This window comes from Janthinobacterium rivuli (assembly GCF_029690045.1).
Classification (GTDB): domain Bacteria; phylum Pseudomonadota; class Gammaproteobacteria; order Burkholderiales; family Burkholderiaceae_D; genus Janthinobacterium; species Janthinobacterium rivuli.
Window position 1 is genome coordinate 3253101 of record NZ_CP121464.1, and the last position, 18772, is coordinate 3271872.

General features: G+C 63.4%; 19 protein-coding genes. 15 read left to right on the forward strand and 4 right to left on the reverse strand.

Going from position 1 to position 18772, the window contains the following annotated elements:
• Positions 1-22: 22 nt before the first annotated feature.
• A complete protein-coding gene (locus P9875_RS14750; protein ID WP_035818448.1) occupies positions 23-382 on the forward strand; it encodes a hypothetical protein in 360 nt (119 codons plus the stop codon).
• 40 nt (positions 383-422) lie between these two features.
• Here the strand turns inward: P9875_RS14750 and P9875_RS14755 are convergent, their stop codons facing one another.
• Positions 423-1346, reverse strand: a complete 924-nt coding sequence (locus tag P9875_RS14755) for a LysR family transcriptional regulator (RefSeq protein WP_278315729.1) — start codon at positions 1344-1346, stop codon at positions 423-425.
• A 119-nt stretch (positions 1347-1465) separates the two neighbouring features.
• Here P9875_RS14755 and mdcA point away from each other — a divergent pair, with 119 nt between their 5' ends.
• From mdcA to mdcH, 9 genes are read left to right on the forward strand one after another with little or no spacing between them, the layout of a single operon-like run.
• Positions 1466-3139 carry a malonate decarboxylase subunit alpha gene (mdcA, locus tag P9875_RS14760; RefSeq protein ID WP_278315730.1) on the forward strand — a complete coding sequence of 558 codons (1674 nt, stop codon included), beginning with the start codon at positions 1466-1468 and terminating at the stop codon, positions 3137-3139.
• Entirely contained in the window at positions 3139-4020 is an 882-nt protein-coding gene (locus tag P9875_RS14765) for a triphosphoribosyl-dephospho-CoA synthase (protein ID WP_423221780.1), read from the forward strand. Before mdcA ends, P9875_RS14765 begins: the two co-directional genes overlap by 1 nt.
• Complete coding sequence (locus P9875_RS14770; RefSeq protein ID WP_278315731.1) at positions 4007-4315, forward strand: malonate decarboxylase subunit delta; 309 nt, start codon at positions 4007-4009, stop codon at positions 4313-4315. The genes P9875_RS14765 and P9875_RS14770 overlap by 14 nt, the downstream gene beginning before the upstream one ends.
• The gene (locus P9875_RS14775; protein WP_278315732.1) at positions 4312-5166 is read left to right on the forward strand and encodes a biotin-independent malonate decarboxylase subunit beta; all 855 of its coding nucleotides are present in this window, start codon (positions 4312-4314) and stop codon (positions 5164-5166) included. Before P9875_RS14770 ends, P9875_RS14775 begins: the two co-directional genes overlap by 4 nt.
• Positions 5163-5975: a biotin-independent malonate decarboxylase subunit gamma gene (gene mdcE / locus P9875_RS14780; protein ID WP_278315733.1), complete on the forward strand. Its 813-nt coding sequence runs from the start codon at positions 5163-5165 to the stop codon at positions 5973-5975. The genes P9875_RS14775 and mdcE overlap by 4 nt, the downstream gene beginning before the upstream one ends.
• Before the next feature lie 55 nt (positions 5976-6030).
• Entirely contained in the window at positions 6031-6444 is a 414-nt protein-coding gene (gene madL, locus P9875_RS14785) for a malonate transporter subunit MadL (RefSeq protein ID WP_099376957.1), read from the forward strand.
• Positions 6437-7201 (forward strand): malonate transporter subunit MadM, encoded by a 765-nt coding sequence (madM, locus tag P9875_RS14790; protein WP_035818466.1) that lies wholly within the window; start codon positions 6437-6439, stop codon positions 7199-7201. The genes madL and madM overlap by 8 nt, the downstream gene beginning before the upstream one ends.
• The gene (locus P9875_RS14795; RefSeq protein WP_278315734.1) at positions 7201-7809 is read left to right on the forward strand and encodes a malonate decarboxylase holo-ACP synthase; all 609 of its coding nucleotides are present in this window, start codon (positions 7201-7203) and stop codon (positions 7807-7809) included. Before madM ends, P9875_RS14795 begins: the two co-directional genes overlap by 1 nt.
• Complete coding sequence (mdcH, locus tag P9875_RS14800) at positions 7806-8744, forward strand: malonate decarboxylase subunit epsilon (protein WP_278315735.1); 939 nt, start codon at positions 7806-7808, stop codon at positions 8742-8744. The genes P9875_RS14795 and mdcH overlap by 4 nt, the downstream gene beginning before the upstream one ends.
• Here the strand turns inward: mdcH and P9875_RS14805 are convergent.
• Complete coding sequence (locus P9875_RS14805) at positions 8741-11044, reverse strand: TonB-dependent receptor (RefSeq protein ID WP_278315736.1); 2304 nt, start codon at positions 11042-11044, stop codon at positions 8741-8743. The two genes, mdcH and P9875_RS14805, sit on opposite strands and share 4 nt — an antisense overlap.
• Before the next feature lie 300 nt (positions 11045-11344).
• Positions 11345-12592, reverse strand: a complete 1248-nt coding sequence (locus P9875_RS14810) for a PepSY-associated TM helix domain-containing protein (RefSeq protein WP_278315737.1) — start codon at positions 12590-12592, stop codon at positions 11345-11347.
• 233 nt (positions 12593-12825) lie between these two features.
• On the opposite strand from P9875_RS14810, the gene P9875_RS14815 reads away from it, so the two are divergent.
• The 5 genes from P9875_RS14815 (at position 12826) to P9875_RS14835 (ending at position 17378) form a co-directional block, all read left to right on the forward strand.
• On the forward strand, positions 12826-13656 hold the full coding sequence (locus tag P9875_RS14815) for an alpha/beta fold hydrolase (RefSeq protein WP_278315738.1): 831 nt from the start codon (positions 12826-12828) through the stop codon (positions 13654-13656).
• An 11-nt stretch (positions 13657-13667) separates the two neighbouring features.
• The gene (locus P9875_RS14820; RefSeq protein WP_278315739.1) at positions 13668-15203 is read left to right on the forward strand and encodes a hybrid sensor histidine kinase/response regulator; all 1536 of its coding nucleotides are present in this window, start codon (positions 13668-13670) and stop codon (positions 15201-15203) included.
• A 477-nt stretch (positions 15204-15680) separates the two neighbouring features.
• Positions 15681-16079 (forward strand): hypothetical protein, encoded by a 399-nt coding sequence (locus tag P9875_RS14825; protein WP_099403501.1) that lies wholly within the window; start codon positions 15681-15683, stop codon positions 16077-16079.
• Between the two features lie 312 nt (positions 16080-16391).
• Complete coding sequence (locus P9875_RS14830) at positions 16392-16910, forward strand: hypothetical protein (protein WP_278315740.1); 519 nt, start codon at positions 16392-16394, stop codon at positions 16908-16910.
• Between the two features lie 63 nt (positions 16911-16973).
• Entirely contained in the window at positions 16974-17378 is a 405-nt protein-coding gene (locus tag P9875_RS14835) for a hypothetical protein (RefSeq protein WP_278315741.1), read from the forward strand.
• A gap of 43 nt (positions 17379-17421) precedes the next feature.
• Here P9875_RS14835 and P9875_RS14840 read toward each other — a convergent pair whose 3' ends face one another.
• Positions 17422-18639, reverse strand: a complete 1218-nt coding sequence (locus P9875_RS14840) for an MFS transporter (protein WP_278315742.1) — start codon at positions 18637-18639, stop codon at positions 17422-17424.
• Positions 18640-18772 lie beyond the last annotated feature (133 nt).

Genomic DNA, 18772 nt, shown 5'->3' on the forward strand with positions numbered 1-18772 from the left:
CTGATCAATATGAAATATCGAGATGACGACCGAAAACGACATTTTAGCGACAATAAATGACAGCACTTTTCTTGAGACTATTTTCCAGAAAGAGACTGATTGGGATGCTGCATTGGACGACAGGGAATCTGCTGAGTTTGATGGCGCATGGTGTGCCAGCTACGAAAAAGTGAGCTCATCTTGTCCATCTGAAGGCGCCCAAGTGAAGGAGATCAGGGAGATCGCATTCAAGAAAGTGTATCAAGTCACTGAAAATTCCGACCTTGCTGGCTACGTGTCGGACGATATGGGCTTGATTGCGCAGGCATGCCAGAATAAAGTCGAGATCGACTTTATCGACAATCTCTGGAAAACCTATATGCGCGGAGAGTTTCCAACTTGAGTTGATACAGGCATGCTCGCGGCGCTCCTGCGACGCTATTTCAGTTGCCAGTTGCGCGCTCGCCACGTCCATACAATCGGCACTCCGCCGCCAGCGCCAGCAAATTCGGGTCGCGCTCGCGGCTGCTCAGCATCAGCAGGGTGATTTGCTGGTGCGAGCCGTAGCGTGCGTCCAGAGGGATCAGTTCGATGCGCGAGCTGAAGGCGCGCACGCGGCCGGGCAGCAGGCTGTAGCCGATGCCGCCGCTGACGAGGTTGATCAGCGAGAAGATGTCGCCCACCCGCATGGCCGTGTCGGGCACGAATCCTGCCAGGTCGAACGCGTGGTTGAAGCTTTGCGACGTGACGAAGCCCTCGTTGAGGGTGACGAATTTATCGTTGCGCAGCTGCTGCAAGTCCACCGATGCGGCCCCCGCATACGGCGAGGCTAGCGGTGCGGCCAGGTAGATGTCGTCCTGGAACAGGGGCACGGCGACGAGGCCCGCATGCTGTTCGTCTTCCTGCACGCCGACGATGATGGCGTCCAAACGTCCATCGGCCAGGCTTTGCAGCAGTTCGCGGTTCGAGCCCAGGGTCAGGTCGATGTCGAGGCCGGGCCGGCGCAGCTTCAGGGCGATCACCAGCTGCGGGATGCAGTGCAGGGTCAAGGAATACAGCGAACCGATTTTCAGGCGCACGGGGTTGATGCCCGACATTTCGCGCACCTTGCGCACGCCTTCCTCGCACTCGGCCAGCGCGCGCCGCGCCGATTCGGCAAAGGTGTAGGCCGCATGCAGGGGGATCAGGCTGCGTCCCTCGCGCTTGAACAGGGGACAGCGCAAGCCGTCTTCCAGCGAGTGCAGGGCGCGGTGCACGCTGACCGTGCTCTGGCCCAGCGCGTCGGCCACCCGCGCCAGGTTGTTCAATTCCATAAAGCTGAGAAACACCTCGAGCTTTTTCAGCGTGATTTCTTCGTTGATGGCCATGATCACCGTGATTATCGTGAGTTCATTAACTTCAGGGTAATGAACATGGTAGCAGGTTGATTGTCGCGCCTCCGTTTTCACTCTATCGTCAAGGTTCGATAGCTTAATTCGGAGGCAAGATGTCAACCGCCACAGCAGCGCCAGCGCAGCGGCAAAAACAATGGGACACGCGTCGCACCGAGAAGCGCCGCCGCCTCGACGCCGTGCGCCAGTACGCGAGCGGCCCCGTGCTGCAACAGGGCGACATGGTCGCCGTGCTCGAAGCGCTGCTGGCGCCGGGCGACCGCGTCGTCCTCGAAGGAAATAACCAGAAGCAGGCCGATTTCCTCGCCCGCATGCTGACCCAGGTCAACCCCGACAAGATTAACCATCTGCACCTGATCATGCCCAGCGTCAGCCTGCCCGAACACCTGGACCTGTTCGAGCGGGGCATCGCCCGCAAGCTCGATTTCTCGTTTGCCGGCACGCAAAGCCTGCGCATCGCCCAGTTCCTGCAGGATGGCTTGCTCGAGGTGGGCGCCATCCACACCTACATCGAACTGTATGCGCGCCTGTTCGTCGACCTCACACCCAACGTCGTCATGGTGGCCGGCTACATGGCCGACCGCCAGGGCAATCTGTACACGGGCCCCAGCACGGAGGACACGCCGACCCTGGTGGAATCGGCCGCCTTCCGCGACGGCATCGTCATCGCCCAGGTCAATCAGATCGTCGACGACGTCAGCGATTTACCCAGGGTCGACGTGCCCGGCTCGTGGATCGATTTCGTCGTGCAGTCCGATAAACCGTTCTTCATCGAGCCGCTGTTTACCCGCGACCCGCGCGTGATCAAGCCCGTGCACGTGCTGATGGCCATGATGGCGATCCGCGGCGTGTATGAAAAACACCAGGTGCAGTCGCTCAATCACGGCATCGGTTTCAATACGGCCGCCATCGAGCTGATTTTGCCCACGTATGGCGAGCAGCTGGGCCTGAAAGGCAAGATCTGCCGCAACTGGGTGCTCAATCCCCATCCGACCTTGATCCCTGCCATCGAGACGGGCTGGGTCGAGAGCGTGCACTGCTTCGGCGCGGAACTGGGCATGGAAGGCTATGCGGCCGCGCGGCCCGACGTGTTCTTTACGGGCCGCGACGGCTCCATGCGCTCGAACCGAGCCCTGTGCCAGCTGGCTGGCCAGTACGCGGTCGATCTGTTCATCGGCGCCACCTTGCAGATGGATGGCCTGGGCAACTCGTCCACCGTGACGAATGGCCGCCTGGCCGGCTTCGGCGGCGCGCCCAACATGGGCCACGACCCGCATGGCCGGCGCCACCCGACGCCGGCCTGGCTGGACCTGATCGAGACGGACGACCCGCTCGCGCGCGGCAAGAAGCTGGTGGTGCAGATGGTCGAGACGTTCCAGGATGGCGGCCAGCCGACGATCGTCGAATCGCTCGACGCCGTGGCAGTGGGCCAGGCCAGCGGCATGCCGCTCGCGCCCGTGATGATCTATGGCGACGACGTCACCCACGTGCTGACGGAAGAGGGCATCGCCTATCTGTACAAGGCCCGTTCGCTCGAAGAGCGCAAGGCCATGCTGGCGGCCGTCGCTGGCGTCACGCCCATCGGCCTGCGCCACGACCCGAAGACGACGGCGAAATTGCGCGCCGACGGCCTGATCGCGCTGCCCGAGGATATCGGCGTGCAGCGCGGCGCGGCGAACCGCTCGCTGCTGGCGGCGAAAAGCATCGCCGACCTGGTCGAATGGTCGGACGGCCTGTATCAACCCCCCGCCAAATTCAGGAGCTGGTAATGACGACCACGATGACGATGACAGTGTCGGTGCGCGAACGTTCTGCCGCGCTGGGACGGCAAGTGCTGCAGGCGCTGCTCGATGAAGTGACCTTGACGCCGAAACCGGGCCTGGTCGATTTGCGCAGCCGTGGCGCCCACACGGACTTGAACTGGGCCCTGATGTGCCATTCGGCCTGCGTGCTGCAGCCCGTGTTTGCCGCCATGGCCGACGCTGGCGCGCAGAGTGAAGACGACGACCAGCTGCGCCAGCGCATCGGCGCCATCGGCCGCAATGGCGAGGCGCTGATGCTGGCGGCGACGGGCGGCGTGAACACGCACCGGGGCGCCATCTGGGCGCTGGGTCTCCTGGTGACGGCGGCGGCGCAGCAGGGCGCGCGCGGCGCATCGCTGGCGCCAACGGCCGTGGCGGCGCGGGCCGGTGCGCTGGCCCGTTTGCACGACCGCGGCGCGCCTGGCGCCACGGGCAACAAGGGCGAGCTGGCGTGCCGCCAGTACCAGGTCGATGGCGCACGGGGCCAGGCCCGCGCCGGCTTTCCCTTGGTGACGGGCGCCGGATTGCCGGCCTTGCACGCCTCGCGGGCACGCGGCGACAACGAAACGACGGCGCGCCTGAACGCCTTGCTGGCGATAGTCAGCCAGCTCGATGACACCTGCCTGCTGTCGCGCGGCGGCGAGTCTGCCTTGCTGGCATTGCAGGAGGGGGCGGCGCGGGTGCTGGCGGCCGGCGGCGCGGCCACGGCAGATGGCGCCAAGGCGCTGCTGGCGCTGGAAGCCGTGGCGCTGGCGCGGGGCGTGTCGCCTGGCGGCGCGGCCGACCTGCTGGCGGCGACCCTGTTCCTCGACCGGTTGACACAAGGAGAAGCGCATGGAAACGCGTGACTATACATTCGCGGCCGGGCAGCCGGCGTCTAGCCGCGCCCTGGCCGGCGTCGTCGGCTCGGGCGATCTGGAAGTGCTGCTGCAGCCAGGCGACGATGGCGTGACCCGCATCGTCGTCAACACCTCCGTCGATGGCAAGGGCGCCGTGTGGGATGCGCTCCTGCAGCGCGTATTCGGCGGCGAGCCGCTGCCGGCGGCGCGCATCGTCATCAACGATTGCGGCGCCACGCCGGGCGTGGTGCGCATGCGCATCGAGCAAGCCTACGAAGAATTGCAAGCGGGGAGGACGGCATGAGCACCTTGAAGGAATTGCTGGAGCGCGACAGCTTCATCGAACGCGGGGCGCGCAGCCGGGCCAGGGCCTTGCTGGACGCTGGCAGCATGCGCGAACTGCTCGATCCGTTCTGCGGCATCACCTCGCCCTGGCTGCCGCAACAAGGCGTGACGGCCCAGGCGGATGACGGCGTGGTGGTAGCCAAGGGCCTGTTCGACGGCCAGCCGGCCGTGGTGCTGGCCATTGAAGGCGCCTACCAGGGCGGCAGCATGGGCGAAGTGGGCGGCGCGAAAATCGCCGGCGCGCTGGAACTGGCGGCGCGCGACAACCGCCAGGGAATACCGACACGCGCCGTGATCCTGTTCGAGACGGGTGGCGTGCGCCTGCAGGAAGCCAACCTGGGCCTCGCTGCCATTGCCGACATCCATGCGGCGATTGTCGATCTGCGCCGCTACCAGCCCGTGATAGGGATTACGGCTGGCACCGTGGGCTGCTACGGCGGCATGTCGATCGCGGCAGGTCTGTGCAGTTACTTGATCGTCACGCGCGAGGCGCGCCTGGGTCTCAATGGTCCCGCCGTGATCGAGCAGGAAGCGGGCGTGGACGAATTCGACTCGCGCAACAAACCGTTCATCTGGAGCCTCACGGGCGGCGAGCAGCGTTTCCACAGCGGCCTGGCCGACGCCTATGTCGAGGACGATACGGCGCAGATGCGCGCCACCGTGGCCGCCTTGTTTGCACGCGGCGTGCCGGCGCAGCACCGCAGCAGCCAGGCCGACGATTTTCTTGCCCGCCTGGCGCAAGTGGACGCCGGGCCGCAAGCCACGTCGCAAGCCGTGCGCAGCATCTACAGCAAAGGAACCGCAGCATGAACGCCATTACCGAAACGAGCCGGGGCGCCGTCTGGCTGGCGGCACTCACGAATAACGCTGCGCCGCTGGACGGTTATCCGCCTTCCGTGCGCGTGGTCGACGCGCTGCTGGCGGGCGAGCCGGCGCGCTACCTCGCCGTGCTGCCCGACCCGGACAACCGTTTTTCGCGTGCCCGCACCGGTGAAATCGGCCTGGTCGAGGCGTGGCAGCTGGCGCGTGCCGTGCGGCAGGTGGTGTTGGAGGACCGCGACCTGGCCGTGAAGCGGCCCATCGTCGCCGTCATCGACGTGGCCAGCCAGGCGTACGGCCGGCGCGAAGAAGCGTACGGCATCCACCAGGCGCTGGCCGGCGCGGCGGGGGCGTATGCCGAGGCGCGCCTGGCCGGCCATCCCGTGATCGGCCTGATCGTCGGCAAGGCCATGTCGGGCGCTTTTCTCGCCCACGGCTACCAGGCCAACCGCCTGATCGCGCTCGACGACCCGCACGTGATGGTGCATGCGATGGGCAAGGCCTCGGCCGCCCGCATCACCCTGCGCACGGTGGCAGCGCTGGAAGCGCTGGCCGCAAGCATCGCGCCGATGGCCTACGACATTGGCAACTACGCCACCCTGGGCTTGCTGTGGCAAACCTTGCACGTGGCGCAGCCGGACGATCCGTCCCAGCTTGATCTGGCACAGGTGCAGGGCAGCCTGCAGGCGGCGCTGGCCGACATTCGCGCCGACCCGCAGCGCGACCTGTCCAGCCGCCTGGGCGCGCTGCACCGCCAGGCGTCGGCAAAAGTCAGGGAGGTGCTGGGGCAGCAGTGGTAAGTGAAACAACAGAGAAGACTTCAAGTCATTCCTATTCCTATAACGGAGACAAATCATGATCATTTACGGAACCGCACTGCTGGCCCTGTGCCATTTGCTCGGCATCTTCCTGGGCGACCTGCTCGGGCAGCTGATGGGCGTCAAGACCAATGTGGGCGGCGTGGGCATCGCCATGCTGCTGCTGATCTGCGCCCGGCTCTACATGCAGCGGCGCGCCTGGCTGCCGCAGATGACGGAACGGGGCGTCGAATACTGGGGCGCCATGTATATTCCCGTGGTGGTGGCGATGGCGGCGCAGCAGGATGTGGTGGCGGCGCTGCGCGGCGGGCCGGTGGCCGTGCTGGCCGCCATCGGTTCCGTGCTCGTTTGCGGTGCCGTGATCTCGCTGATTAATCGTATGGAAAGCCCGGCCGCCATCGCCGCCGCCGAAGCCGAGTCGATGTTGATGAAGGAGCACCGTCATGCTTGAGCTCTTTGAAAAAGCCGCCATCCACAATGGCCTCGTGACGGCCTTCGCCTTTGTCGGCCTGATCATGCTGCTGTCGGTGGCGCTGTCGAAGTATCTGACCCTGGGCCGCGTGCACGGTTCGGCGATTGCCATCGTGATCGGCCTGGGCCTCGCTTACTGGGGCGGCGTGCATAGCGGCGGCCACAAGGGACTGGCCGATCTGTCGCTGTTCGGCGGCATCGGCCTGATGGGCGGCGCCATGCTGCGCGACTTTGCCATCGTCGCCACGGCCTTCGAGGTGCAGGCGACGGAGGCGCGCAAGGCGGGCCTGATCGGCGTCGTGGCGCTGATGCTGGGCGTGGTGCTGCCGTTTCTCGTCGGCGCCGGCGTGGCGTACGCGTTTGGCTATTCGGACGCCGTCAGCATGACCACCATCGGCGCCGGCGCCGTCACGTACATCGTCGGCCCCGTCACGGGAGCGGCCATCGGCGCCAGTTCGGACGTCATGGCCCTGAGTATCGCGGCGGGCCTCATCAAGGCCATCCTGGTGATGGTGGGCACGCCCGCCGCGGCGCGCTTTTTGCGCCTGAAAACGCCGCGTTCGGCCATGGTCTTCGGCGGCCTGGCCGGCACCGTCAGCGGCGTCTCGGCGGGCCTTGCCGCCACCGACCGCAAACTGGTGCCGTACGGCGCGCTGGTCGCCACCTTTCATACGGGCCTGGGATGCTTGCTGGGACCGTCCTTGCTATTCTTTGCCGTCAAGGCGGTGGTGGCCTGATGGAAGCCTGGCGCGCGCATGATTTGCTGTGGGTGTCCGGCCTGCCGGACGGCGCATCCTTGCCCGCCTGGGCCGACTCTGCGTGGCTGCAGGATGCACCCCTGGTGGTGCGGCGCGCCAGCACCGCGCCCGGGCGCATCCCCGTTGGCCTGCGGGGCATGCTGCGCAGCGAGCGGCATGCGTGCGAAGTGGATGCCGCCGCCGTCGTGCGCCGCGTGACGCCGGAAATGCTGGCGCATGCGCCAGTGGCGGATTTCTCCTGTGCTGCGCTCGACGCGTTGCGGCAGGTGGCGCCGCTGCTGGACGCCACGGGCTGGGCGTGGGGGCCGACGGGCGGCGTGGGCTTTGCGCTGGCGAGCAGCTTGCCCGTGCTGCGCGCCGACAGCGACCTCGATCTCGTGCTGCGCATCGCCGCGCCGCCGGACGCCGCCCAGGCCGAGGCCCTGCGCGCCATCGCGGCGACCGTCACGGCATGCCGGCTGGATCTGCAGATCGACACGGGTAGCGGCGGCTTTGCGTATGCCGAGTGGGCGGCGGGGCGGGCCAAGGTCTTGCTGAAAACGGACCGCGGTCCCGTGCTGACGGCTACGCCATGGGCGCTGGCATGAGCGTGCTATTTACCTTTCCCGGCCAGGGCGCCCAGACTCCGGGCATGCTGCATGCGCTGCCCGGCGATGCGGCCGTGGAGACAGCCCTGGCCGAAGCGGCGGTCGTGCTGGGCCACGATCCATTGGCGCTGGACACGGTCGCCGCGCTGGCGTCGACGCGGGCCGTGCAATTGTGCCTGCTGATCGCGGGCGTGGCCATGGCGCGTTCCTTGGTCGCGCGCGGCGCGCTGCCTGACATGGTGGCCGGCTTTTCCATCGGAGAGTATGCGGCGGCCGTCGTCGCCGGCGCGCTCGATTTCACCGATGCCGTGCGCCTGGTGGCGCGGCGCGGCGAATTGATGGAACAGGCGTATCCCGCCGGTTACGGCATGGCGGCCATCATCGGACTTGATCTTGCGCAGCTGGAACCCTTGCTGGCGCAAGTGCATGGCGCGGCCACGCCCGTGTATGTCGCCAACCTGAACGCGCCGCGCCAGATCGCCATTGCCGGCAGCGAACCTGCTTTGCACGCCGTGATGGCACTGGCCCTGGCGCATGGCGCCAGCAAGACCAGGCGCCTGGCCGTCAGCGTGCCGTCGCATTGCCCGTTGATGGAGGCTGCCGCGGGCGACATGGCTGCCGCCTTCGATGGTGTGGTAGTGCGCCGGCCATCGCTCGTCTACCTGAGCAGCAGCGCGGCGCGCGCGCTGTTCGACCCGGCCCGCATCCGCGACAGCCTGGCCGCCAACATGGCGCAGCGCGTGCAGTGGTCCGCTACCGCGCGCCTGGCATGGGAACGGGGCGCCCGGCTGGCGCTGGAAATGCCGCCTGGCAGCGTCCTCACGCGGCTGACGGCGCCCGACTTCACGGACGGCGTGGCCATCTGCTGCGACGGCAACCGGGGCGACAGCCTGCTGGCGCTGGTGGGTCGGGAGCTGGGCGGCGAATTGCCTTAGAGTTTCGCGCTTAATCCAATCTGGAAACCCCGGCCCGGCAAGGGCGCGATGTATTTCAGTGGAGAATTGTGCGGCCTGGCATCGTCATCGAGCAGGTTGGTGCCGCTAATAAACACTTCGAGACCTGCGAACGGTGAATTCGGCACCTGCAGTGCGCGGCTCACCTGGAAGTTCACCATGGTGTAGCCATCGAGCGGCACTTCCTCGCTGACGCTTTTGCCCAGATACTTCTGCTTGTCATACCAGGTACTGGACAGCCTGGCCTTCCAGCCCTGGTTTTCCCACAGCACGTTGGCTCCATAGCGGTTGGTGGGCATGTTGGGCAGATAGGCGCCATCGTTGTGCGCGCGCAGCTTGTCGGGATTGTCCGCCTTGTTCTTGACCAGGTCGGCAAATGCGGAGAGGTTCAGCTTGCCGTAGCCGCCAAGCTGAATCACCTGGGAGGCGTCGATCTCGAATCCCTTGACCGTCGTATCGGTCTGTTTCCAATATTTCAAGGGCAGGCGATTGGCCATCTGGGCGCCCGAGTGGCCAAGGTAGAGATAGTTCTCGTACTTCATGACGTAGCCCGTTGCGGACAGCTGGAAGCCGCGATTGGCGAATAAGCCCGTAAGCTCGGTATTTCGCGCGCGCTCGGCTTTCAGGTCCTGGTTGCCTTCTTCCTGCGTCATGATCGAATAGTGGCGGTTGCTCGCGTACAACTCATTGACGTCGGGTGCTCTTTCCGAGGCGGCATAGCGCAGCTTCGCGCCGAAAAGCTGGCCTAGCTTAGCCGAGGCCCCCAGGCTATAGCTGTTCAGGCTGAACGACTTGTCCTCGAGTTTGACATTTTTCGCATTCCTCGACGTCTTGAATCCGCTCTTGCGGATGTCGTGGTCCACTTTTTCATGGCGAAAGCCGGCATCGAAAGTGGCCCAGTCGAGGTCGAGGCTCTCCTTGACGAACAGGGCATTGCTGACCGTGCTCGCATCGGGCAGGTACAGCTGCGTCCCGCTGCCGGCGATATCCCTGGCTTTATGGCTGAGGCCAAGCAAGCCGCTCAATGGGCCCGCGCGCCGGTGCGCCAGCAGCAGTTCGGCTTGATTGGTGTCGAACTGGTAATCGTTCGCCTTGGCCGCGCCGAGACGTTCTCCCGACGCATTGTTCAGGCGGGACACGCGCAGCTGCGCGCTTTCCATATACGCGACGGGGTCGAGCAGCTTCGCTTCCAGCGCATATTTATCCTGGCTGATCACGACGCCGACGGGCAGCCCCTCATCATAGTTCGCGCCGAACGACTTGTTTTCCATGGAAAAGCCCGGCACGCCATACTCGCTATTCTTGGTGTCGAGGCTGACGGCCACGTAGCCGCGATCGAAAAAGTAGGTGCTGCCGACGGCAAAGTGGGAATTGCTGGCATGGCTGTTGCCCAGGGTGCCATGGTAGTCGGGAGTCACGTCCTTGTTGATCTTGTTTTGCGCCGTCTTGGGCGTACCGGGCACGTAAGCGGGGTTGGCCGGATTGACGTAGGTCTTGCGCTGCCAGACGGAGGTCGGCTGATTCGTATAGAAGGAAAAATCACCGTCGGCCCAGTCCGGATTCTCCTTCATGAACTGGTCGATAAACGGTTGCGACGCCTTGTTGTAGACTTGCTGGACCCTCGCTTCTTTCTGGCAACTGTCGGCCAGAAAGGTATTCACGCCGCCCTTCAAGGGGAACAGCTGGCTGTTGCACACGCCCGCCTTGCTGTTGCCAGGAATATCGTAATGCCCGATCTTCTGGAATGACATCTGCAAATTCGTCGAGAAGCGCTTGCCATCGTTGAAATTCATGCGCAAGCCCTGGGCGTTGGCGTCGTTGAAGCCCTTGCGCAAGACGAATTCCAGGTCTTTCTCCTTGCTCTCCATCTTCCTGGAAACGAGGCCGGAATCGACGTCGACGCTGCCGCCAATCGCATTGCCGCCGAAACGCACGCTATCGGACGATTTGTTGACGGTCACGCTGCGCGCAAACAGGGGATCGAACGGGATGTTGATGTCGCCGCTGAGCGCATTCATGCCGAGAATGGACTGGCCGTCTTCGAGTATCTGCACGCGGCTGCCGCTCAGGCTGCGTATCACCGGTGCGCCCGCATTCGGCCCGAAGGCGCTGCTTTGCACGCCCGAGACATGCTCGAGCATGCCGCCCAAGGTCCTGTTCTGGGCTTGCGTATTCTCGACCAGAACGACGCTGTCGATGCTGGATGGCTTGTCTGCCCGGACTTTGATGGTCTGCAGGGTGACGTCGTCGGCCGCATAGGCGAGCGGGGCAGTGGACAGCATGGCGGCTGCGAATACGTGATGGCGCATAAGACTCTCTAAAAAGACGGAATGGGTGCTGGCGCTGGACGCAGGCGCAGCGCGAAGGCATAAATGCAATTGAGTTGCAATAATAGCTTTCGTTCAGCGCTATTGCAAGTAAACTGCATTTAGCCGCATGGAAAGCGCAGCGCGGACAGCCGGCATGTGCCGGCTACCGTGTAGCAAAGTGCGGAGGTGGGGTGGAGTTACGCGGTGCGCGTGTGCGGCGCAGGCTGAATGCGTCCGCCTGCGCCGTGATGGGGGTGCTGCTTCAGGTAAGCTTCAATGGCTTCGCGCCTGCAGCCGGCGCGCGCGCCGTTTGCGTTCCCAGATGACGATGCCCGTCACCGACAGCATGGCCACCATCACGCCCATGAAGGACATCATGATGCGGCCTGGCAAGCCGAGGATGCGGCCCGAGTGCAGGGGGAATTGCAGTTGCACGAAGACGTCGGCCGCCGTGCCTTCCCATGGCTTGTGCTGGCCGATGATGCTGCCGTCCATGCCGTCGACGTAGAGGTTCGACAGGCCCATGCCGGCCGCGCCGAATTCGTCGGCCGGGTCGAAGAAGGAGACGTTGTAGAACGAGTAATTGCCGCCATAATAAATGCCGCCGATGGGCGCCGTGATGCCACGCTGCACGGCCTGCTTTTTGGCGATGTCCACGGCTTGCTCGAAACCGATCACGGGCGTGATGTAGGTGCCGTACGGTGCCGGCGTCTGCGTTTCGTACGGTCCCGGCGTGGTGGTGGAGACGAGCGACATGACGGGATAAAATACTTCGCGGTACAGGTTCAGCGAGAACGAGGTAAACGCGACAACAATAATGACGGCCCACACCCACAGGCCGCCCGCGCGGTGCAGGTCGAAATTGAGCTTGTAGCCGCCGGCCGCCCAGCGCACGACCCACGACGGTTTCCAGCGCTGCCACCAGCTGGCGGCGTCGCGGTGGCGCGGCGTTTCGTCTTGCGCGCGCGGGCGCAAACGGCGCGGCGTGGTCAGGTAAAACGCCACCATGCTGTCGAGCAGCCAGATCAGGGCAACCGTCCCCATCAGCCAGTAACCCCAGCGGTCCGTACCCCAGAAGGCGGGCACGTGCAGGCTGTAGTGCAGATGGCGCAGGAACGGCATCAGGCTGCGGCGCGACAGGGAAATGGCCGTCGAATCGCGCGTGCCCGTGATCTGCGCCGTGACGGGGTCGATGTAGACGGTGTTGTAGTCGAGCACGAACGGCTTGTTGGTGGCCGGATCAGTGAGGGGGCGCACCATGAAGGCGCCCGCATGGCCTTCTTCCAGGCCCAGGGTCATGTAATTGACTTCCACGCGCGGATCGGCGGCGGCGACTTTTTGCGCCAGCACAAATGGTTGCTGCAGGGGACCGCGGCCCGGTGTGTCCATGATGTCCGCGTTGAGCCACTCGTCCAGTTCGTGGTCCCACGACGTGACGGCGCCCGTGAGGCCCGCAACGATGAGGAAGAGGGCGATGGTGAGACCGGCCCAGCGGTGTATGACAGTCCAGAAAGCGCGCATGCGGTACAAACCTTCAACATGAAACCGGCTTGTTACCGCCAGCAGGCGCCACCAGGGCGCACAGGGCCAGGCACGAGCCTGACATTTTGATAATGGGAATCGTTCTCATTATCCGCCGTGACGCGGCGTTTGTCCAGCGCCACTGATGTTGCCCAAGGTTAAATAGCGCATGCTAAGATGCTAGCAAGAAGTTAATTTACATTCCACATGGAAATATTCAAGGCTGAAGCGGCATGCGCATAGAAGACCGGAACAATGTCCGCATTCGCGAATGCAGCGCCGTGCCGCCAAGGCACGCGGCAGCCACCATGGTGTTCATGCATGGCTTTGGCTGCGATCAAACCATGTGGCGCTACCTGGAACCGCTGTTTCGCCCCCACTACCGCACCGTGCTGTTCGACCTGGTCGGCAGCGGCGCTTCCGACCTGGACGCCTATGATTTCGAAAGCTACGCGCGGCTCGACGCGCATGGCGCCGATTTGCGCCGGGTCATCCATGCCGTTGGCGGCGGCCCCGTGATTTGCGTCGGCCATTCCGTCAGCGCCATGAGTGCCTTGCTGGCGACCATTGCCGAACCGGAGCTGTTCGCCGCGCAAGTCATGCTGGCGCCGTCACCGTGCTATGTCGACGATGCGGCGGCCGGCTACCGTGGCGGCTTCAGCCGTGCCGATATCGACGACTTGCTCGATGCCATGGACAGCAATTACCTGGGCTGGTCCGCCGGCATGGCGCCTGCCATCATGGGCGCGCCCGACCAGCCGGTGCTGGCAGGCGACCTGGTGAGCAGCTTTTGCCGCACGGATCCCGCCATCGCCCGGCATTTCGCGCAAGCGACGTTCTTGTCCGACCACCGCGCCGTCTTGCCGCACAACAGCATACCGGCCCTGATCGTGCAATGCAGCGACGACTTCATCGCGCCGCCGTTTGTGGGCGACTACCTGCGCGAGATGCTGCCGCACAGCAGCCTGCACGTGGTCGACAATGTCGGCCATTGCCCGCACATGAGCGCGCCCGATGCCAGCTACCGCGCCGTCCGCCACTTTCTCGACGGCCTGCACCTGTAATGCGCGACACGATGCCTTCCTTGCCTGATACCACTACCTTGTTCCAGCACGCGGCCTGCGGTTTGTTGCTGTGCACGGCCGACGGCACCATCGTGCAGGCGAACGCCACGTTTTGCGGCTGGCTCGGCTATGGCGCCGAAGAATTGATCGGGAAAAAGAAGTTGCAGGACTTGCTGACCATCGGCGGGCGCGTGTTTCACCAGACGCACTGGCTACCGTTGATGCAGGTGCAGGGCAGCGTATCGGAAATATTGCTCGACATGCGCCAGCGCCAAGGGCAATCCATCCCCATGCTGTTCAACGCCGTGCGCCGCGTGCATGACGGCGTTCGCTATGACGAGATCGCCGCCTTTGTCGCCAGCGACCGGCGCAAGTACGAACAGCAGCTGCAACTGGCGCGCAAGGAGGCTGGCGAACTCAACGAGCAGCTGGCGGCCGCCGACCGGCGCAAGGACGAATTCCTGGCCACCCTGGCGCACGAGCTGCGCAATCCGCTGGCGCCCATGCGCAATGTGCTGGAAGTGTTGCGCCTGGCGCAGCTGGATGACCCGCAGCTGCGCTGGGCGCGCGACGTGCTGGGCCGGCAGGTGGGCCACATGACGCACCTGGTCGACGATTTGATGGAAGTGTCGCGCATCACGCAGGGCCGTCTGGAACTGCGCCGCGCCAGCGTGGAACTGGCGCCCGTGGTGGAGGCCGCCCTGCACAGCGTGGCGGAGCTGGCGGCGCAATCGGGCCACAAGGTGCTCGTGGAGCAATGGCCGCAAGCCATCTGGCTCGATGCCGACGCCACGCGCCTGGGGCAGATGATCGGCAACCTGCTGACCAACGCCGTCAAATACACGCCCGCCAAAGGCGTCATCGGGCTGGACGTGGCATGCACGGAAAACGACGTACACATTACCGTGCGCGATTCGGGCATCGGTATCGCGCCTGAGCACCTGGACAAGGTATTTGACCTGTTTTCGCAGCTGGAGCCGGCCCTGTCGCGGGCTCAGGGCGGGCTGGGCATCGGCCTGTCGCTGGTGCGCGGCCTGGCCGAATTGCATGGCGGCAGCATCAGCGCGCACAGCGACGGCGTCGGGCAGGGCAGCACCTTTACATTGCGTCTGCCGCTGCCGGCCGTGCCTTTGCTGGCGCCGCCCGAATCCAACCGCCGCTTGCTGGCCGGCACGCGCGAGGGCAAGGTGCTGGTCATCGACGACAGCGCCGACGCGGCCGAAAGCCTGGCGCTGGCGCTCGACATCCTCGGCTATGACGTGCGCACTGCCTACGATGGCCCGGCCGGCATGGCGGCGGCGCAAGTTTTCATGCCGCAAGTGATCCTGCTCGATATCGGCTTGCCGCACATGAATGGCTACGACGTGGCGCGGCTGTTGCGTAGTGAACCCTGCGGCAAGGACGCCATCCTCGTGGCCGTCACGGGCTGGGGCCAGGACAAGGATCGCCAGATGGCATCCGATGCGGGCTTCGATTTGCACCTGACCAAGCCCGTGGATTTTTACGAGCTCGATGCAGTGCTGCAAAAGATGCTGCAAACGAGCTGAGTTGCCGCAGGGCCGTCCGGCCCGCATGCGGCAGCCATTGCCTGCGCCTGTTCGCCTCCCCATCATCTATTTCCGTTGGAATACCTCACTTGTTTGCGGTAAATCAAACACGGAATACCAATACTCAATTCATAAAAAATTTCATTTAAAAATTAAATGTTATTAATGGATAGATTCTGATTATTATTAAAAATAATTTGACTTGAAAAAATAATTAAAATATCCTCTCATCGTGGTTGCGATAATGCGGGTCAAAAAATATTATTGATCATCAAGCGCACGATATTATCGATAGATTTGGTGATTTATTGATATATTCTGTGTATTTTTAATTGATACATTTCGCGTATTTTTATGCGCCAGTGATGAATTCCGATTGCGTGCGAAGCGCTGCCGGTAATTTGACTGGATCTTCGTTATTTCATCGCACAAAGGATAGTTGTAATGTTTAATTCCATTCCAAATAGGGGTAAATCCATGGCAACAATTAACGTACTGGTGGCGGTCAATGTCGGTCAGGCAGTGGCGCAAAAAAATCTGAGCAAGTATGTCTTCATGGTCGACACGACGGGCTACTCGGGCAACGGCAACGAAGGCGGCAATGAACTGGTGACCACCTGCCAGAACGGCGACACCATCGTCTGGAACGTCGAATCGCTGGACCCGGCCGAGCAGGTTTCCATTCACAGCTTCGGTGGCACCGCCATCAGCAATGGCATGATCAATCCGGCGCCTTACCCGCAATACAGCAATACCGTATGGGGCGGCCGCGTGAATGCCAAAGGCAGCAATGTGCAATATACGATGACCTTGTTGCTGGCGGGTAATACGCTGCTGACCTTCGATCCGTTCATCGTGGCGTCGAATCCGCAATAAGCGAGGTGATGGCCATGTCCGGCACCTTGCGCGCATGGCCTTTTTGTTTTGATGTTTCTTTAAAAGAATATTTTCCTGATACCCTGGATTGCTAATTGATTCATTGGTTTCCTTGCTCTGATTAAATGCTCCGCTGCGCGGCAGTATAATTAATTGTTTCCTCTCTCGCTTATCGAAACGAGTCCCCGGTCTTTTCAATCGTTATTCCCTTCGCGTGTTTTTTTCTACCCGTCGTATAATGTGGCCGCGGCAACCATCCTTCTTGGTGCCGGACACCGTTTATGGTAACGACGCGCTTGCGAAGAATAAATAATGGAACAATTGACGGAACTTGAGCTGGAATGCTTCCGGCTGCGCCATGGAGATGGCCGGGCGGACCGCTGCGTGGACTGGGCCGTGGAGCGCTTGCGCCTGGATCAGGAGGGCGACGACCTGAATATCGTGCTGCTGGCCAGCGCCCGGGGCGTTGACGAGGTGCTACCCTTGACCGAGGCCATCATCGGACGCTACCGCGGCGACGCGCGCCTGGAGGAACAATTCCTCGCTGGCAAATACATCGTCGAACTGCGCGCCGCCTATCTGGCAGGCAGCGAAAGCGTGCAGTCGCTCGACGCCAGGCTGACGCGCCTGTATCCGGCGCTGGGCTATCCCGACTGGCTGGTCATGCTGAGCCGCAATTGCGAATACGCGCTCGACGTGCCCGATTTTCAGCAGCCGTTTGAACTGGAATTCGACTACATCGCAAGCTTGTGGGTAGAAGCGGACGATGTCGGCGGCTTTGAGCGGCGGTATGACCGCGAGAGGTCGAACCGGCAAGGCATGCCTTGCTGAACGAAGCTTGAGCTCATCAATATTCAGCCGTACTGATACATGCCTGATGCATGACTTGATTACATGAAGAAAATCGATATTTTTGTCTGTTCCGACGCCGGGATGCGCGCCTGTGCCAGCTGGGAAGATGCCTTCGATGCGTTTCCCGTCACCGGCATCACCTTGCCAGGGGAACTCGATTTTGCATCGCTGGGTCAATTGCTGACCCAGTCGGCAGAGCCGGTGCTGCGGCCCCTGCGGATCGAGGGGCGCGACATACACGTATTCAATGATGCGATTGCGCAAGCGATAGGCCGGATGGCGGATGACGACTTGCTGGCGCTTGCCGTGGCATGGTCCAGGACGGCGCCATGGGCGGACCTGAATGTCCAGCCATGCGATCTGGCCGGATTGTTGATGGAATTGAAATCAAACTGGCATCGGTCCGCCACGCCGGACAAGGCGCTGTTTGCGTGGGTGGACGCTTAAGGCCGCCGGGCGCTGACGCGCCAGCGGCCGCCTGCTTATTCCATCAGGCCGGTTGCGCGCCGCCCACATTGCGGCTGCGGTTTTCCACCAGCACGGAAATGCCGAGCACGACGATGCCGCCGCAGGCCAGCATGGCGCCGACCCAGCCCGTCGAACGCAAGCCCATGCCCATGGCGATGGCGATGCCGCCGGCCCAGGCGCCCAGCGCGTTGGCGATGTTGAAGGCGGAATGGTTGAGGGCGGCGGCCACGGTTTGCGCGTCGCCGGCCACGTCCATCAAGCGCGTCTGTACGGCGGGAGCAACGGCGATGCCGGCGCCGATGGCGAACAGGTTGATCGCCGTCAACCAGACGTTGCTGCTCGTATAAGTAAACGCGGCCAGGGCGGCCACGTTCCACAGCAGCACGCCAAAGATGGTCCACAGGCGCGAGCGGTCGGCCAGCCAGCCGCCGATCAGGTTACCCACCGTCATGCCGACGCCGATGATGGCCAGCAAGATGGAAATGACCAGGGGCGACACTTTCGTGATTTCCAGCAAGGTTGGCGTGATGAACGTGTAGACGGCGAACATGCCGCCGAAGCCGATCGCCACCATCAGCAGGGTCAGCCACACTTGCAGGCGGCGGAACACGCCCAGTTCGCGGCGCGGGCTGGAATCGCCGGCAGCGACCATCGGCACGAAGATGCGCACCATCAGCATGGTCAGCAAGCCCAGCGCGGCGACCAGCAAAAAGGCCGAGCGCCAGCCGAGGGTCTGGCCGATATACGTGGCCAGCGGCACGCCGAAGATATTGGCCACGGTCAAGCCCATCAGGACCCTGGCCACGGCCTGGCCCCGCTTGTCCGGTTCGGCCAGCGCGGCCGCCACCAGCGCCGCCACGCCGAAATAGGCGCCATGCGGGATGCCAGCCACGAAACGCGCCACGACCAGCAAGCCATAATTAGGGGCGATAGCGCTGAGCAAGTTGCCGCCAGCGAACATCAGCATCAGACAGATCAGCATCAGCCGGCGCGGCATGCGCGCCAGGAAGATCGTGATCAGGGGCGCGCCGACGACCACGCCCAGCGCATAGGCGCTGATCATGTGGCTCATCTGCGGCAAGGTCGTGCCCAGGTCGTTGGCCACCACGGGCAGGATGCTCATGGAGGCGAATTCGCCCGTGCCGATGGCGAGGCCGCCGATGGCCAGGGCCAGGTCGGCATAGCCAGCGCCAAAAGGCGCGGTGACGCGCGGAATCAGGGGATCTACGGAGGCGTGCATGTTCTTGTTGGTTGGGTAAGCAATGACAGGGTGGAGTGGTGCGTTGTGGCCCGGCCGGAAGTGGCAATGCGCCACCAGAGTCGACGGCTGGCCGGTATTTTCGGGCGATAGGAACTGCCCAAGGACAACATTG

Coding starts and splice junctions, on each gene's coding strand:
- mdcA (WP_278315730.1), top strand. CDS start 1,466: ATGTCAACCGCCACAGCAGCGCCAGCGCAGCGGCAAAAACAATGGGAC.
- P9875_RS14840 (WP_278315742.1), bottom strand. CDS start 18,639: ATGCACGCCTCCGTAGATCCCCTGATTCCGCGCGTCACCGCGCCTTTT.
- P9875_RS14835 (WP_278315741.1), top strand. CDS start 16,974: ATGAAGAAAATCGATATTTTTGTCTGTTCCGACGCCGGGATGCGCGCC.
- P9875_RS14825 (WP_099403501.1), top strand. CDS start 15,681: ATGGCAACAATTAACGTACTGGTGGCGGTCAATGTCGGTCAGGCAGTG.
- P9875_RS14815 (WP_278315738.1), top strand. CDS start 12,826: ATGCGCATAGAAGACCGGAACAATGTCCGCATTCGCGAATGCAGCGCC.
- P9875_RS14750 (WP_035818448.1), top strand. CDS start 23: ATGACGACCGAAAACGACATTTTAGCGACAATAAATGACAGCACTTTT.
- P9875_RS14775 (WP_278315732.1), top strand. CDS start 4,312: ATGAGCACCTTGAAGGAATTGCTGGAGCGCGACAGCTTCATCGAACGC.
- P9875_RS14830 (WP_278315740.1), top strand. CDS start 16,392: ATGGAACAATTGACGGAACTTGAGCTGGAATGCTTCCGGCTGCGCCAT.
- P9875_RS14820 (WP_278315739.1), top strand. CDS start 13,668: ATGCCTTCCTTGCCTGATACCACTACCTTGTTCCAGCACGCGGCCTGC.
- madL (WP_099376957.1), top strand. CDS start 6,031: ATGATCATTTACGGAACCGCACTGCTGGCCCTGTGCCATTTGCTCGGC.
- mdcE (WP_278315733.1), top strand. CDS start 5,163: ATGAACGCCATTACCGAAACGAGCCGGGGCGCCGTCTGGCTGGCGGCA.
- P9875_RS14770 (WP_278315731.1), top strand. CDS start 4,007: ATGGAAACGCGTGACTATACATTCGCGGCCGGGCAGCCGGCGTCTAGC.
- P9875_RS14795 (WP_278315734.1), top strand. CDS start 7,201: ATGGAAGCCTGGCGCGCGCATGATTTGCTGTGGGTGTCCGGCCTGCCG.
- P9875_RS14805 (WP_278315736.1), bottom strand. CDS start 11,044: ATGCTGTCCACTGCCCCGCTCGCCTATGCGGCCGACGACGTCACCCTG.
- madM (WP_035818466.1), top strand. CDS start 6,437: ATGCTTGAGCTCTTTGAAAAAGCCGCCATCCACAATGGCCTCGTGACG.
- P9875_RS14765 (WP_423221780.1), top strand. CDS start 3,139: ATGACGACCACGATGACGATGACAGTGTCGGTGCGCGAACGTTCTGCC.
- mdcH (WP_278315735.1), top strand. CDS start 7,806: ATGAGCGTGCTATTTACCTTTCCCGGCCAGGGCGCCCAGACTCCGGGC.
- P9875_RS14810 (WP_278315737.1), bottom strand. CDS start 12,592: ATGCGCGCTTTCTGGACTGTCATACACCGCTGGGCCGGTCTCACCATC.
- P9875_RS14755 (WP_278315729.1), bottom strand. CDS start 1,346: ATGGCCATCAACGAAGAAATCACGCTGAAAAAGCTCGAGGTGTTTCTC.